This window comes from Bradyrhizobium sp. GCM10028915, assembly GCF_042666195.1.
Lineage (GTDB): Bacteria > Pseudomonadota > Alphaproteobacteria > Rhizobiales > Xanthobacteraceae > Bradyrhizobium > Bradyrhizobium canariense_D.
Map to the genome: position 1 here is coordinate 151,895 of NZ_JBHTFN010000044.1, position 13,819 is coordinate 165,713.

General features: G+C 63.4%; 14 protein-coding genes. 7 read left to right on the forward strand and 7 right to left on the reverse strand.

Annotated elements, in window-relative coordinates; all coding sequences use genetic code 11:
* The first annotated feature begins 4 nt into the window (after window positions 1-4).
* Window positions 5-820 carry an energy transducer TonB gene (locus ACFQX9_RS20770; RefSeq protein WP_377790288.1) on the forward strand — a complete coding sequence of 272 codons (816 nt, stop codon included), beginning with the start codon at window positions 5-7 and terminating at the stop codon, window positions 818-820.
* Here ACFQX9_RS20770 and ACFQX9_RS20775 read toward each other — a convergent pair.
* From ACFQX9_RS20775 to ACFQX9_RS20805, 7 genes are all read right to left on the reverse strand, one after another.
* Entirely contained in the window at window positions 808-1,230 is a 423-nt protein-coding gene (locus ACFQX9_RS20775) for a hypothetical protein (protein WP_085352797.1), read from the reverse strand. The genes ACFQX9_RS20770 and ACFQX9_RS20775 overlap by 13 nt on opposite strands.
* A gap of 62 nt (window positions 1,231-1,292) precedes the next feature.
* Window positions 1,293-1,973 (reverse strand): site-2 protease family protein, encoded by a 681-nt coding sequence (locus tag ACFQX9_RS20780; protein WP_026233763.1) that lies wholly within the window; start codon window positions 1,971-1,973, stop codon window positions 1,293-1,295.
* Between the two features lie 161 nt (window positions 1,974-2,134).
* Window positions 2,135-2,527 (reverse strand): GFA family protein, encoded by a 393-nt coding sequence (locus ACFQX9_RS20785; RefSeq protein WP_377790290.1) that lies wholly within the window; start codon window positions 2,525-2,527, stop codon window positions 2,135-2,137.
* A 7-nt stretch (window positions 2,528-2,534) separates the two neighbouring features.
* Window positions 2,535-3,281 (reverse strand): SDR family NAD(P)-dependent oxidoreductase, encoded by a 747-nt coding sequence (locus ACFQX9_RS20790; RefSeq protein ID WP_247391294.1) that lies wholly within the window; start codon window positions 3,279-3,281, stop codon window positions 2,535-2,537.
* 15 nt (window positions 3,282-3,296) lie between these two features.
* Window positions 3,297-4,028, reverse strand: coding sequence for an SDR family oxidoreductase (locus ACFQX9_RS20795; RefSeq protein WP_247297562.1), 732 nt, complete (start codon window positions 4,026-4,028; stop codon window positions 3,297-3,299).
* Between the two features lie 113 nt (window positions 4,029-4,141).
* Complete coding sequence (locus ACFQX9_RS20800; RefSeq protein ID WP_018459247.1) at window positions 4,142-5,971, reverse strand: IlvD/Edd family dehydratase; 1,830 nt, start codon at window positions 5,969-5,971, stop codon at window positions 4,142-4,144.
* A gap of 122 nt (window positions 5,972-6,093) precedes the next feature.
* On the reverse strand, window positions 6,094-7,194 hold the full coding sequence (locus ACFQX9_RS20805; RefSeq protein ID WP_085395903.1) for a LacI family DNA-binding transcriptional regulator: 1,101 nt from the start codon (window positions 7,192-7,194) through the stop codon (window positions 6,094-6,096).
* A gap of 201 nt (window positions 7,195-7,395) precedes the next feature.
* Here ACFQX9_RS20805 and ACFQX9_RS20810 point away from each other — a divergent pair, with 201 nt between their 5' ends.
* The 6 genes from ACFQX9_RS20810 to ACFQX9_RS20835 all read left to right on the forward strand — a co-directional run bounded on the left by ACFQX9_RS20810 (window position 7,396) and on the right by ACFQX9_RS20835 (window position 13,810).
* The gene (locus ACFQX9_RS20810; RefSeq protein WP_007592328.1) at window positions 7,396-8,457 is read left to right on the forward strand and encodes an ABC transporter ATP-binding protein; all 1,062 of its coding nucleotides are present in this window, start codon (window positions 7,396-7,398) and stop codon (window positions 8,455-8,457) included.
* A gap of 78 nt (window positions 8,458-8,535) precedes the next feature.
* On the forward strand, window positions 8,536-9,849 hold the full coding sequence (locus tag ACFQX9_RS20815) for an ABC transporter substrate-binding protein (protein WP_018459245.1): 1,314 nt from the start codon (window positions 8,536-8,538) through the stop codon (window positions 9,847-9,849).
* Between the two features lie 66 nt (window positions 9,850-9,915).
* Window positions 9,916-10,863, forward strand: a complete 948-nt coding sequence (locus tag ACFQX9_RS20820; protein ID WP_007592324.1) for a carbohydrate ABC transporter permease — start codon at window positions 9,916-9,918, stop codon at window positions 10,861-10,863.
* Between the two features lie 2 nt (window positions 10,864-10,865).
* Window positions 10,866-11,741, forward strand: coding sequence for a carbohydrate ABC transporter permease (locus tag ACFQX9_RS20825; protein WP_007592322.1), 876 nt, complete (start codon window positions 10,866-10,868; stop codon window positions 11,739-11,741).
* Between the two features lie 78 nt (window positions 11,742-11,819).
* The gene (denD, locus tag ACFQX9_RS20830; protein ID WP_247297557.1) at window positions 11,820-12,806 is read left to right on the forward strand and encodes a D-erythronate dehydrogenase; all 987 of its coding nucleotides are present in this window, start codon (window positions 11,820-11,822) and stop codon (window positions 12,804-12,806) included.
* A gap of 23 nt (window positions 12,807-12,829) precedes the next feature.
* Complete coding sequence (locus tag ACFQX9_RS20835) at window positions 12,830-13,810, forward strand: sugar kinase (RefSeq protein ID WP_204510939.1); 981 nt, start codon at window positions 12,830-12,832, stop codon at window positions 13,808-13,810.
* The last annotated feature ends 9 nt before the right edge of the window (window positions 13,811-13,819 follow it).

Below are 13,819 nucleotides of genomic sequence, written 5' to 3' on the forward strand. Positions count from 1 at the left end.
CGCTATGTCGGACGAGTCCAGACCAGCCCGGACGCTTTGGATTTTGGCAGCGGTGGCGGCCTTGGCGCTCCATCTGGGTGGTGCCGCGCTCGCGCTGGCGCACCTGCGGGCCGATGACGGCGACGATGGCCTCGGCGCGGCCGGCGCCGAGTTTGCGGTCGAGATAGCCTCGCCGAAGGCGCCTGACACCGACCTTCCGCCGGGACCGGATAGTGAAGCGATGCAGGAGCAGCAGGCACTTCCCGAGCAAAAGGCCGAGACCACGGAAACCGAGCTTCCAAAGGATCAGTCGCAACAGGTCGACGACCCCGATCGGGTCGTCACGGAAAACATCTCGAAGAAGCCGCAGGACGAGGATCCGAAGATTGCGGCGGTCGAAACGCCCGCTGCGGAGGCCTCGCCGAAGTCCGTTGCGACCGCGCGGCAGACGCTCGACGAGGACGCGCGCGAGGCCGAGAAGGCGCTGGCGCCCGTGCTGGGCATCGGCAAGGACATTCTAAAGCTCACGGCAGACTGGAATCGCAAGATTAGCGCGCACCTTACGGCCCACAAGGTCAATCCGGAGGGCAAGGAGCCCAACAATCAGAAGGTCAAGGTCAGCTTCGCGATCAACCGACGTGGCAACGTGCTTTCAGTCGACGTTGTCGAGTCGTCCGGGGATGCAGCTTACGATGCGGCCGCGATCTCGATTGTCCGCAAATCCGATCCCATCCCGCAGCCGCCTGCCAGCCTGACCGACGACCGGTTCGAGCGCACCGTCGACATTATCTTCACGCCGCCGGACGCAAGGAAAAAGAAGAAGACGGCTCAGCGCCAGTAGAGCCTGATCCCGACATAGACCACGACCAGGCAGGCGAAGATCAGGGCCACCGGGAGCGGCCGCTTCTGGGTTGCGCCCGCGGTCGCTGCCCGGAAGAAACTGGCCTTCTTCGGCTTCGGTTCGGGGCGGCGGAAAGCGGTAACATTGTCCGCCGCCGGTTCAGCCGCCCGGGGGCGGACGTCAGGTGGAGTTCCCGCGCCGCCCATCTCGGCATAGTAGGCCTTGTAGATGGCGCCGATGGTGGCCTCGGTAGCCTCACCCTCGTTCATCTGCGCCCGCAGGTTCTTGTAGCTCAGGAGGAACTCCTGCGCCTCCGGAGGCAGCGCGGACGACCCGTTGAGCTTGGCCATCATCTTCCAGGTGGCAAAATCGGCGCGAGCGCGGGTATCAGCGCGTCGCGCGATCAGCATATCGGCAGCTTTGACCAAGTCGGCCTCGAGCCCTTCGGCTTGTGTTCGGGTGTGCTGTTCAACTACGTATTGCCGGTCAGAATGAGAACAGCCTGAATCACATAACCGGTCAACGTTCGCAGTATTGCTGAAATAACATCAAGATTTAGACCGAACTGCGAGCCTGCCAGCGGTAGCAGGATCAGCAAGCCGATCAGAATCAGCATCCCGAACGGCTCGAGCCGCGCCAGCGGGAGGGCGAGCGGCCGGGGCAGCAGCCCTACCGCGACGCGCCCGCCGTCGAGCGGCGGGATCGGCATCATGTTGAACACCGCCAGCACCGCGTTGATCAGCAGTGCGTTCTTGAGATTGTCAAAGATCCATTGCGCCGAGTTCGCTGGGGCCCAGGGCAGGGCGTGCAGCGCAAGAGCTGCGGACAGCGCCAGCAGGATGTTGGTGGCGGGCCCGGCCAGCGCCACCCAGACCATGCCGAGTCTGGGGTCGTTGAGCTTGCGGAAATTCACCGGCACAGGCTTGGCATAGCCGAACAGGAATGGCGAATGCGCGAACAGCAGCATCGCCGGCAATATCAGCGTGCCGAACGGGTCGATGTGGCGGAGCGGGTTGAAGCTGACACGGCCGAGCTGCCATGCGGTATCATCACCGAGACGATGTGCGACGAAGGCGTGGGCAGCCTCGTGGAAGGTGATGGCGAGCACCAGCGGCAGCACCCACACCGAGAGGTCATACAAGGAAATGTTCACGGCTCGTCCGTCCCGGTTTGCCTGCGGTCTTGCAGCCGACCCAGCCAACCGGTGGTGCAGCAACGCGTCACCCCAACATAGGGTGGGCGGTCCCGAAATGCCACGCCGCAAATGATCGGCGAGACCAGCGGCCGTGACGTGGAGCCTTGGCGCCGGATGAGCTACGTCGGGATCGTCCCGTCATATCGGATCATGCCGTCCTCGATCGTCACCCAGCCCATCTTTTCGCTGACCCAGATGTGCTCGGTGGGCACAAACGCGTTGCGATCGTCGAAGGTCGCCAGCGCAACGCCAGCCAGCGTGCCGTTGCGCCGCCAGGCGAACAGGCGCGTGCCGCAGCGCCTGCAGAACACGCGGTCGATGTTCTCGGACGACGCATAGCGCTCGGTGTCGCCCTCGACAGTCAGTGCGCGCTGGTCGAATTGCGCGCGGGCGAAGTAGGGCGAGCCCATCGCCTTCTGACAGAGGCGGCAATGGCAGATGCGGACGTTGAGCGGCTCGCCCTCCGCCTTGAACCGCACCGCGCCGCACAGGCATCCGCCTTCTCGGATCATGGCTGCCTCAATAGGTTGCCCGCCCACCCGAGATGTCGAACACCGCGCCGGTCGAGAACGCGCAGTCCTCGGATGCGAGCCAGCTCACCATCGCGGCTAGCTCTTCCACCAGCACAAAGCGCGCTTTCGGGATTTTCGACAGCATGAAGTCGATATGCTGCTGCGTCATCTGGTCGAAGATCGCCGTCTTCGCAGCCGCGGGAGTCACCGCATTGACGAGAATGTCGTGTGCGGCCAATTCCTTGCCGAGCGACTTGGTCAGCGCGATCAGGCCGGCCTTGGACGCCGAATAATGCGAGGCGTTGGGATTGCCTTCCTTGCCGGCGATCGAGGCGATGTTGACGATGCGCCCGTACTTCTGCTTGAGCATCCAAGGCACGATCGCCTTGCAGACGATGAAAGGGCCGTCGAGGTTGATGCGCAGAACTTTCCGCCATTCCTCGAGATCGGTCTCCCAGACCGGCTTGTTGACGCCGGCGATGCCGGCATTGTTGACGAGGATGTCGATCTTGCCGAAGGCGGCCAGCGTCGCGTCGCGGGCCTGCTCGACGGCCGCGGTATCGGTGACGTCGACCTTGAAGACGCAGGTGTTGTCGCCGATTTCCTTTGCCGTCTTCTCGGCCAGGGCTGCATCAAAATCCCAGATCGCGACCTTGGCGCCGGAGGCGACGAAGCGCTGAACAATGGCGCGGCCAAAGCCCTGCGCGCCGCCGGTGACGATGGCGACACGGTTGTTGAGATCGATCTTGTTCATGCCGGGCCTCTGGCGTCAGAGCATGTAGCCGCCGTCGACCACGAGGTCGACACCGGTGGTGAAGGCGCTCTCGTCGCTGCCGAGATAGACCGCCATGGATGCGATCTCGTCGGCGGTGCCGAGCCGGCCCATCTTCTGGCGGGAGACGAACATCTCCTTGCCCTGCGGCCCTTGCGCTGCGGCACGGTCGAGCATCGAAGGCGTCTCGACGGTGCCCGGGCAGATGCTGTTGCAGCGGATGCCCTTGGTGATGAAGTCGAGCGCGACCGCGCGCGTAAGCAGCGACACCGCTGCCTTCGAGGCGCTGTAGACGTAACGGTTGGCCGGCGGCCGCAGCGCCGCGCAGGAGGAGATGTTGACGATGCTGCCGCCGCCGCCCGCGAGCATGTCCGGCAGGAAGGCCCTGATGGTCCGGTGCATCGACTTGACGTTGAGGTCGAACGAGAAATCAAAATCCTCTTCCGAACACTCCAGGATGGTGCCGTGGTGCACGAAGCCGGCCGCGTTGAGCAGGATGTCGACCTTGCCGACGCGCTTGGCGAAGGCGTTAACGTCGGCGGTGCTGCGCACGTCGAGCTTGGCGACCTCGGCGATGCCTTCCTTGGTCAGGCTCGCGATGCCGCTCTCGTTGATGTCGGTGGCGATGACGGTTGCGCCTTCACGCGCGAATGCAATGGCGCATGCGCGCCCGATGCCTGCCGCTGCAGCCGTGATGACGGCGCGCTTTCCCTTGAGGCGGTCTGCCATTTGTATTCTCCTCGATTTTCTCAGTGCCGTAGCCCGGATGAGCGCGCGAGCGCGATATCCGGGAGCGGATGTCCCGGGTGTCGCTCCGCTCACCCGGGCTACGTGTTCCTAACTCAGTGATTATCCCGCGCTACGCCAAATGTGCCGGCGACGTTCTGATAGCGCGTAGCGAGCTCCATGCAGGCACCGGTCGACTGCTGGCCGACGGTGTTGCGATAAAGCTCCTGCCACGGCGTCTGGTTCGGCGGATGCTTGAAGCCGCCATTCGCCGCCAGCTCGGCGTGGCGCTTCTTCACCTCGTCGTCGGAGATGAGAATGTTGGCACTGCCCTTGTTCAGATCGACGCGTACCTTGTCGCCGTTTCTGAGGATCGCGAGCCCGCCATTGGCGGCGGCTTCCGGCGAAGCATTGAGGATCGAAGGGGAGCCCGAGGTGCCCGACTGGCGGCCGTCGCCGATGCAGGGCAGGGACATGATGCCGCGCTTGATCAGCGCCGCAGGGGGCTGCATGTTCACGACCTCGGCGCCGCCGGGATAGCCGATCGGGCCGGTGCCGCGAATGAACAGCACGCAACGCTCGTCGATCTCGAGTGAGGGATCGTCGATCCGCTCGTGATAGTCCTCGGGACCCTCGAACACGATGGCGCGGCCCTCGAATGCATTGAGATCGGTCGGGTTGCTGAGGTAGCGATCGCGGAACTCCTTGGAGATCACGCTGGTCTTCATGATCGCGGAATCGAACAGATTGCCCTTCAGCACCAGGAAGCCGGCGTCCTTCACCAGCGGCTTGTCGTAAGACCAGATCACGTCGTTGTCGGGTTTTGGCGCATTGGCGCAGTTCTCGCCGATGCCGCGGCCGTTGACCGTGACCGCGTCCTCGTGGATGCGCTTGTGCTTCATCAGTTCGCGCACCACGGCCGGCACGCCGCCGGCGCGGTGGAATTCCTCGCCGAGATAGAAGCCGGCCGGCTGCATGTTCACCAGCAGCGGCACGTCGTGGCCGACCTTCTGCCAGTCGTCGATGGAGAGCTCGACGCCGATGTGGCGCGCCAGCGCGTTAATGTGGATCGGTGCGTTGGTCGAGCCGCCGATCGCCGAATTGATCACGATGCAGTTCTCGAACGCCTTGCGGGTCAGGATGTCCGAAGGCTTGAGGTCTTCCCAGACCATGTCGACGATGCGTTTTCCCGTCTCGTAGGCGATCTGGCCGCGCTCGCGATAGGGGGCGGGGATCGCCGCACAGCCCGGCAGCGAGAAGCCGAGCGCTTCCGCGAGCCCGTTCATGGTCGAAGCGGTGCCCATGGTGTTGCAATGGCCGACCGAGGGCGCCGATGACGCCACGATCTCCATGAATTCTTCATAGTCAATCTCGCCGGCGGCGAGGCGCTCGCGCGATTTCCAGACGATGGTGCCGGAGCCGGTGCGCTCGCCATTGTGCCAGCCGTTCAGCATCGGCCCGCCCGACAGCACGATCGCGGGCAGGTTGACGGTCGCCGCCGCCATCATGCAGGCCGGCGTGGTCTTGTCGCAGCCCGTGGTCAGCACCACGCCGTCGAGCGGATAGCCGTAGAGGATTTCGACGAGGCCGAGATAAGCGAGGTTGCGGTCGAGCGCCGCGGTCGGGCGCTTGCCGGTCTCCTGGATCGGATGGGTCGGGAATTCCATCGCAATGCCGCCGGCCTCGCGGATGCCTTCGCGGACGCGATGGGCAAGCTCGATATGGTGGCGGTTGCAGGGGGAGAGGTCGTTGCCGGTCTGCGCGATGCCGATGATCGGTTTGCCGGACTGGAGCTCGGCGCGGGTGAGACCGTAGTTCAAATAGCGCTCCATATAGAGCGCGGTCATGCCCGGATTATGCGGATTGTTGAACCATTCCTGCGAGCGGAGGTGGCGGCGAGCGCCGTTGCCGGCGGGGGCATGCCCATTGGTTGGTTTTTTTGTCATTGGTTTCTCCTGCAATGCAAACGCACTGGCGTCCGTTTTATGGTATCGGCTTGTGCGATGCCCAACGGCGCGAGCGACGATTTGCCTGCCCGCTGGCGGGTCGTTTCCTCACAAATCCGATACTAGTCATGGCCACTTGGTAACGCTACCATTTTGTTCGCAACACCCCCGCCTGAAACGGCTGGCCGGTTGTCGGAACGCCGGGCCGACGAGCTTTGCCGCTCGATCACCTTGAAGCCGAGATCGAGCACCGGCTGCTCCGGACGCCGTCCGTCGATCGCGTCGATCAGCATGCTGGCGGCCGTGTTGCCCATCTCGTAGCGGTTGGTGCGCACGCTCGTCAAAGTCGGGACGGCGGAGGCCATGAATTCGAGATCGTTGAAGCCTACGATCGCGATCTGTTCGGGGATCGCGATCTCGCGGCGCCTGCATTCGAACAGCACACCCAGCGCGAGGTCGTCATTGGCGCAGAACACCGCGTCCATGCCGGGCTCCCGCGCCAGGAGATCGGTGAACAGGGCGCCTCCGAGCGTTACCGAGGTCGGAGTCGCCGTGGTGACGACGAGGCGTTGGTCGAACAGTCCGGCGTCTTTCATGGCCGAGACGTATCCGTCGAGCCGGCGCTGCACCCGCGGATCCATCCGTGCGCCGACGAAACCGATCTTGCGGTGACCTTGCGCGAACAGATGCGCAACCGCCGCACGGGCTGCGTCATAGTGCGAAAAGCCGATCATCATGTCGATCGGATTGGGTCCGATCTCCATGATCTGCACGATCGGGCAGTCGGCGGCATCGAGCATTGCGCGCGATTCCGTGGTCTGGTCGATGCCGGTGACGATCAGCCCGGCCGGCTTCTGCGCAAGAAACAGCCGCAGCAGCTTCTCCTCCTGGAGAATACTGTAGCGTGTGTTGGACAACTGGATCGAGTAACGGCTGTTTTCGGAGGCGTCGTAGATGCCGCGTAGCACGTCGGAGAACACGTTATTGGTCAGCGACGGAATCAAGACACCGATCACCTCGGTGCGCTGCGAGGCCAACGCGCGCGCCGCCAGGTTCGGTACATAGCCGAGCTCCCTGGCTGCGCTCTCGACCCGGGTCCGTTTGGCGAGCGACAGCGCCTCGGGATTGCGGAAGAAGCGGGACGCTGTGATCGGGCTGACGCCGGCGAGCTCGGCGACTTCCGCCAGCCGGATTTTGCCTGACTTGGTGCGGTTTCGACCCATTTGCTGCTCTTAACACACTCAATGTCGCAAACAAAGGAACGTTGACAGCGCTACCAGCACGGACTAACCAAAGACAAATTGCCAAAACCGCACAAACTGCCGACAATGTCGCCCGCTAAGGTTGGGCTTCGCTCGGTGAAGTCTGAAAAACAAGACGGTCGCGGCGCGAGATGCGTCGTGGACTTTCGAGGAGGGAGCTAGATGTCGTCTGTGCAAATCCGCGACGTGCGGAAATCGTTCGGCAATTTTGAAGTCCTGCACGGCGTTTCGATTCCGATCGAGGACGGCCAGTTCGTTGTCCTGGTTGGCCCCTCCGGCTGCGGCAAGTCGACGCTTCTGCGCATGCTCGCCGGTCTCGAGAACATCACCTCAGGCACGATCTCGATCGGCGACCGCGTCGTCAACAATGTCCAGCCCAAGGAGCGGGACATTGCGATGGTGTTCCAGAACTACGCGCTCTATCCGCACATGACGGTCGGCGAGAACATGGGCTTCTCGATGAAGCTGCGGGGCGAGAGCACCGAAGAGATCAACAAGCGCGTCAAGCGCGCCGCCGAGATCCTGGCACTGTCGCCGCTGCTCGAACGCTATCCGCGCCAGCTCTCCGGCGGCCAGCGCCAGCGCGTCGCCATGGGCCGCGCCATCGTGCGCGATCCGCAGGTGTTCCTGTTCGACGAGCCCTTGTCGAACCTCGACGCCAAGCTGCGCGTCGCGATGCGCACCGAGATCAAGGAGCTGCACCAGCGGCTGAAGACCACGACGGTCTACGTCACCCACGATCAGATCGAGGCCATGACCATGGCCGATAAAATCGTGGTCATGCATGACGGCATCGTCGAGCAGATGGGTACGCCGCTCGAGCTCTACGACAAGCCCGAGAACCAGTTCGTCGCCGGCTTTATCGGCTCGCCGTCCATGAACTTCCTGAAGGGTCATGTGCGGGTCAACGGCGTTGCGACCTTCGAGGGGCCGAATGGCGTCAAGCTGCCGCTCAGGAACGCGCCGGCGGCGTCCGACGGGCGTCCTGTCGTTTACGGCGTGCGTCCCGAGCATTTCACCATCGCTGACGACGGCGCCGATGCCGAGATCGTTGTGGTCGAGCCGACCGGCTCGGAAACGCAGGTGTTTGCGAAGCTCGGTGGTGAGCAGGTCGTCGCGGTCTTTCGCGAACGTCACCAGTTCAACCCGGGCGACAAGGTCAAGCTGAAGCCCGATCCTTCCGTGATTCATCTGTTCGACGAGGCGACGGGCAAACGCGTATAGCGACGCCAAAGAACTGCCAAGCAGAACTGCCCCAATACAAGACGACCCAATACAAATATAAAATTTAGGGAGAGAACGATGAGCGATTTCGACAGGCGAAGTGTGCTTAAAGTCGGTCTGGGCGGCGCGGCGCTGCTGGCCGGCCCGGGCATTGTCCCGGTACGCGCGGCGGAGTGGACCAACACGCCCGAGCCGAACGCTTCCATCCGCGTCTTGCGCTGGAAGCAGTTCATTCAGGCCGAGTTCGACAAATTCGCCGAGCAGACCAAGGCGTTCTCCGAGAAGACCGGCGTCAAGATCAAGCTCGAGGCCGAGAGCTGGGAGGACATCCGCCCCAAAGCCGCGGTCGCCGCCAATGTCGGCGCCGGTCCCGACCTGATCATCGGAACGCTCGATGATCCCCACAAATTCCCGGAAAAGCTGATCGACATGACTGACGTCGCCGACTATCTCGGCGCGCAGTATGGCGGCTGGTACCCGGTTGCCGAACGCTACGGCAAGAAGGGCAACAGCTGGATCGCCATTCCGCAGGGCGCGACCGGCGGCTGCCTGAACTATCGCGTTAGCCACGTGAAGGCCGCCGGCTTCGATGAATTTCCCAAGGACACTGCCGGCTTCCTCAAGCTCTGCCAGGCGCTGAAGAAGAACAACACGCCGGCCGGGTTCGCACTCGGCCACGCCACGGGTGACGCCAACGGCTGGTGCCAGTGGGCGCTGTGGGCCTTCGGCGGCAAAGTCGTCAATGAAAAGAACGAGGTCGTGATCGACTCGCCCGAGACGATCGCCGCGCTCGAATACGTCAAGCAGCTCTACGAGACCTTCATCCCCGGCGTGCTGTCGTGGAACGACTCGAACAACAACAAGGCGTTCCTCAACGGCGAGCTCAGCCTGACGCTGAACGGCATCTCGATCTGGACCGTCGGAAAGAACTCGACCGATCCGAAGCAGCAGGAGATCGCCAAGGACATGAACCACGCGCCGATGCCGATCGGTCCGGTCGGCGTGTCGACCGAGCAGCAGAACGTGCTGGTTTATTACGGCTACAAGCACTCGAAGTATCCGAAGGCGGTCAAGGAATACATCAAGTTCATGATGGACAAGGCGAACTACGACGCCTGGGAGGTCTCCTCCAACGGCTACGTGTCGCCGCCGCTTCCGGCCTACAACGACAACCCGGTGTGGACGTCGGATCCGAAGATCACGCCGTATCGCGACTGCCTGAAGCGCTGCCGCGACAACGGCTATGCCGGCGATCTCGGCTATGCCTCGGCCGCGGTGATGGGCGACTTCGTCGTCGTCGACATGTTCGCCGAGGCGGCGTCGGGCTCGGTGACGCCGAAGGCGGCAGCCGCACGCGCAGCCGAGCGCGCCAAGCGCTACTATCAGGTCTGATCAGCTCCAATCTACGCGGCGTCCGGTTCGCCGGACGCCGCGACTTTTCGTCGAGGGGAATCCGACATGGCAGTTATGGCCGAGTCCACTGTCGCGCAGGCCAAGCGCAGCAGCTTGTGGACCAGAGCATTCGAGAGCCGGCATTTCCTCGGCGCGATGTTCATGGTGCCGGCAATCGCCATCCTCATCCTGTTTCTGGCTTACCCGCTGGCGCTGGGCTTCTGGCTCGGCATGACCGACACCAAGATCGGCGGCGCCGGGCGCTACATCGGCTTCCAGAATTTCGTCTCGCTGGCGAAGGACTCAGTGTTCTGGCTTTCGGTGTTCAACACCATCTTCTACACGGTCGCCGCCAGCGCGGTGAAATTCGCCATCGGCCTTTACCTGGCGCTGCTGCTCAACGAGCGGCTGCCGATGAAGTCGATGATCCGGGCGATCGTGCTGTTGCCCTTCGTCGTGCCCACGGTGCTCTCTGCGATCGCGTTCTGGTGGATTTATGACAGCCAGTTCTCGATCATCTCCTGGGTGTTGATCAAGGCCGGCCTGATCACGCGCTATATCGATTTCCTTGGCGATCCCTGGAATGCGCGCTGGTCGGTCGTCGCCGCCAATATCTGGCGCGGCGTTCCTTTCGTGGCGATCACGCTGCTGGCGGGATTACAGACCATCTCGCCCTCGCTCTATGAGGCCGCCAATCTCGACGGCGCCACCAATCTGCAGCGCTTCCGCCACATCACGCTGCCGATGCTGTCGCCGATCATCGCGGTCGTGATGACGTTCTCGGTGCTGATGACCTTCACCGACTTTCAGCTCATCTACACCATCACGCGGGGTGGGCCGATCAACTCCACCCATCTGATGGCGACGCTGTCGTTCCAGCGCGCTATCACCGGCGGCAATCTGGGTGAAGGCGCGGCGATCTCGAACGCGATGATTCCGTTCCTGGTCGCGGCGATCCTGCTCAGCTTTTTCGGGCTTCAGCGCTCCCGCTGGCAGCAAGGCGGGAGGGACTGACCATGACCACAGCGGACGACCAAAGCGTCGGAATGGACTACCTCGAGAGCTTCCCGCGGAAGTTTTTTCGGGTCTACCTTCCGCTCGGCCTGATCATCTTCTTCCTGCTGTTCCCGTTCTACTGGATGGCGGTCGCGACGTTCAAGCCGGACGCGGAGATGTACGACTACGAAAAGTACAATCCGTTCTGGATCGTGCATCCGACGCTGGAGCACATCAAGAAGCTGTTCTTCGACACCGACTATCCGCTCTGGATGTGGAACACCGTGATCGTCTCGGTGTCCTCGACCTTCATCTCCCTGTTCGCCAGCGTCTGCGCCGCCTATGCGATCGAACGCCTTCGCTACAAGGGCTCGCGCTATGTCGGCCTTGCGATCTTCCTCGGCTATCTGGTGCCGCCCTCCATTCTGTTCATTCCGCTGGCGGCGATCGTGTTTCAGCTCGGGCTGTTCGACGGCAATTTGGCGCTGATCCTGACCTATCCGACCTTCCTGATCCCGTTCTGCACCTGGCTCCTGATGGGCTATTTCCGCACCATCCCCTATGAGCTGGAGGAGTGTGCGCTGATCGACGGGGCGACGCGGCTGCAGATTCTGATGAAGATCACGTTGCCGCTTTCGCTGCCGGGCGTGATCTCGGCGGGCATCTTCGCCTTCACGTTGTCCTGGAACGAGTTCATTTACGCGCTGACCTTCATCTCCTCGTCCGAAAACAAGACGATCCCCGTCGGCGCGATCACCGAGCTCGTCAATGGCGACGTCTACCACTGGGGGGCGCTGATGGCGGCGGCTCTGACCGGCTCGGTTCCCGTAGTTATCCTTTATTCCTTCTTCGTGGAGTATTATGTGTCGGCGATGACCGGCGCCGTGAAGGAATGATCGCGGGGCCTGCCTCGAGAGCGCGCCAGGACGAATCGCCGAAATCGGCGCGTTCCGGCCAATAAAAGGAGTAGGCTCTTGCACATTCTGGTTCTGGGCGCCGCCGGCATGGTCGGCCGCAAATTGTGCGAACGGTTGTCGCGCGACGGCCGGCTCGGCAAGAGCGACATCACCAAGCTGACCATGCATGACGTGGTCGAGCCGAAGGCGCCGGAAAGAGCCGGGTTTGCCGTCGAGACCGTGTCGAGCGATTTCGCCGTGCCGGGTGCGGCCGAAAAGCTGATCGCCGGCCGTCCGGACGTGATCTTTCATCTCGCCGCGATCGTCTCGGGCGAAGCCGAGCTCGATTTCGACAAGGGCTACCGCATCAATCTCGACGGCACGCGAATGCTGCTCGATGCCGTCAGGCTTGCAGGCGGCGGCTACAAGCCGCGCGTGGTCTTCACGTCCTCGATCGCGGTGTTCGGCGCGCCGTTCCCCGATGCGATCGGCGACGAGTTCTTCCACACGCCGCTTCTGAGCTACGGTGCGCAGAAGGCGATCGGCGAATTACTGCTGGCCGACTATTCCCGCCGCGGCTTCCTCGATGGCATCGGCATCCGCCTGCCGACCATCTGCATCAGGCCCGGCCTGCCCAACAAGGCGGCATCGGGCTTCTTCTCCAACATCCTGCGCGAGCCGCTGGCCGGCAAGGAAGCGGTTCTTCCCGTGTCCGAGGACGTCCGCCACTGGCATGCCACGCCGCGCTCCGCCGTCGGCTTCCTGCTGCATGCCGGCACCATGGACCTCGCCGCGGTGGGGCCGCGCCGTAATTTGACCATGCCGGGCCTGTCGGCGACGGTTGGCGAGCAGATCGCTGCGCTGAAGCGCGTCGCCGGCGACAAGGTCGCCGCCCGCATCAAGCGGGAGCCCGATCCCTTTATCGTCGGCATCGTCGGCGGCTGGCCGCGCAACTTCAATGCAAAGCGGTCGCTCGAGCTCGGCTTCACCACTGCCGAGAAGACTTTCGACGACATCATCCGCATTCACATCGAAGACGAGCTCGGCGGCAATTTCGTCGCCTGATCTCTGACTGAGCGGGTAAAGTGATGGCGAGCGTTGCTTGCATCGGCGAATGCATGGTCGAGCTCCGGCAGGCCCAGGGTGGACAATCCGCCGGACCTTCCAGCGGGCAGGGCGGGGGCCTCTACTCGCGTGGATTCGGCGGCGACACCCTCAACACGGCCGTTTACCTCGCGCGGCTCGAGGTCAAGGTCGATTATTTCACCGCGCTTGGCGACGATGCCCTGAGCGATGAGATGATCGCGGCCTGGACTGCGGAGGGCGTCGGCACGAGGCGCGTCGCGCGGCTGCCCGGCAAGCTGCCCGGCCTCTACATGATCCAGCTGGATACGAAGGGCGAGCGCCAGTTTTTCCACTGGCGCGACAGTGCGGCGGCGCGCCAGCTGATGAATCTGCCGGAGACGGACGATCTCCTCAACTCGCTGATGAGCTACGACATCGTCTATCTCTCTGCGATCACGCTCTCGATCTACGACACGGCTGGGCGCGAGCGCCTGCTCGCGGCGATCAAGCGCGCGCGTCTGCTTGGCACCCGCTTCGTGTTCGACACCAATTTTCGCGCGCGGGGATGGCCGGATCGTGAGGTCGCGCGCGAGGTGTTTTCAGCGGCCTTCGCGGCAGCCGACATCGTGCTGACCTCGACCGAGGATCTGCTCGCTCTCTATCCCGGCGAAAGCCACGAGCAGTTGATGGCGCGCATCCCAAGCCCCGAGCTGGTGTTCCGGCTCGCCGAGCCGGTCAGCCTGCTGCGCTTTCCCGGGGGGCCCTACGAGGTCCGCGCAGAGCCCATGACCAAGCCCGTGGTCGACACCACCGCGGCCGGCGACAGCTTTGCGGCGGCCTATATCGCGGCACGGCTCGCCGGTTCCGACCCGGTCGAGGCCGCCCAGGCCGGGCACCGCCTCGCCAGCCTCGTCATCTGCTATTCCGGCGCCATCATTCCGGGTTATGCCATGCCGCCGAAGAAACGGCATCGGCCGGCGACCACGCGTCAAGCGACCAAGTGAAACGAAAGC

What these genes read in the sequence shown, in the direction of transcription:
- ACFQX9_RS20770 (WP_377790288.1), top strand. Translation starts at nt 5, where the DNA reads ATGTCGGACGAGTCCAGACCAGCCCGGACGCTTTGGATTTTGGCAGCG.
- ACFQX9_RS20775 (WP_085352797.1), bottom strand. Translation starts at nt 1,230, where the DNA reads ATGCTGATCGCGCGACGCGCTGATACCCGCGCTCGCGCCGATTTTGCC.
- ACFQX9_RS20785 (WP_377790290.1), bottom strand. Translation starts at nt 2,527, where the DNA reads ATGATCCGAGAAGGCGGATGCCTGTGCGGCGCGGTGCGGTTCAAGGCG.
- ACFQX9_RS20790 (WP_247391294.1), bottom strand. Translation starts at nt 3,281, where the DNA reads ATGAACAAGATCGATCTCAACAACCGTGTCGCCATCGTCACCGGCGGC.
- ACFQX9_RS20795 (WP_247297562.1), bottom strand. Translation starts at nt 4,028, where the DNA reads ATGGCAGACCGCCTCAAGGGAAAGCGCGCCGTCATCACGGCTGCAGCG.
- ACFQX9_RS20800 (WP_018459247.1), bottom strand. Translation starts at nt 5,971, where the DNA reads ATGACAAAAAAACCAACCAATGGGCATGCCCCCGCCGGCAACGGCGCT.
- ACFQX9_RS20805 (WP_085395903.1), bottom strand. Translation starts at nt 7,194, where the DNA reads ATGGGTCGAAACCGCACCAAGTCAGGCAAAATCCGGCTGGCGGAAGTC.
- ACFQX9_RS20810 (WP_007592328.1), top strand. Translation starts at nt 7,396, where the DNA reads ATGTCGTCTGTGCAAATCCGCGACGTGCGGAAATCGTTCGGCAATTTT.
- ACFQX9_RS20815 (WP_018459245.1), top strand. Translation starts at nt 8,536, where the DNA reads ATGAGCGATTTCGACAGGCGAAGTGTGCTTAAAGTCGGTCTGGGCGGC.
- ACFQX9_RS20820 (WP_007592324.1), top strand. Translation starts at nt 9,916, where the DNA reads ATGGCAGTTATGGCCGAGTCCACTGTCGCGCAGGCCAAGCGCAGCAGC.
- ACFQX9_RS20825 (WP_007592322.1), top strand. Translation starts at nt 10,866, where the DNA reads ATGACCACAGCGGACGACCAAAGCGTCGGAATGGACTACCTCGAGAGC.
- ACFQX9_RS20835 (WP_204510939.1), top strand. Translation starts at nt 12,830, where the DNA reads ATGGCGAGCGTTGCTTGCATCGGCGAATGCATGGTCGAGCTCCGGCAG.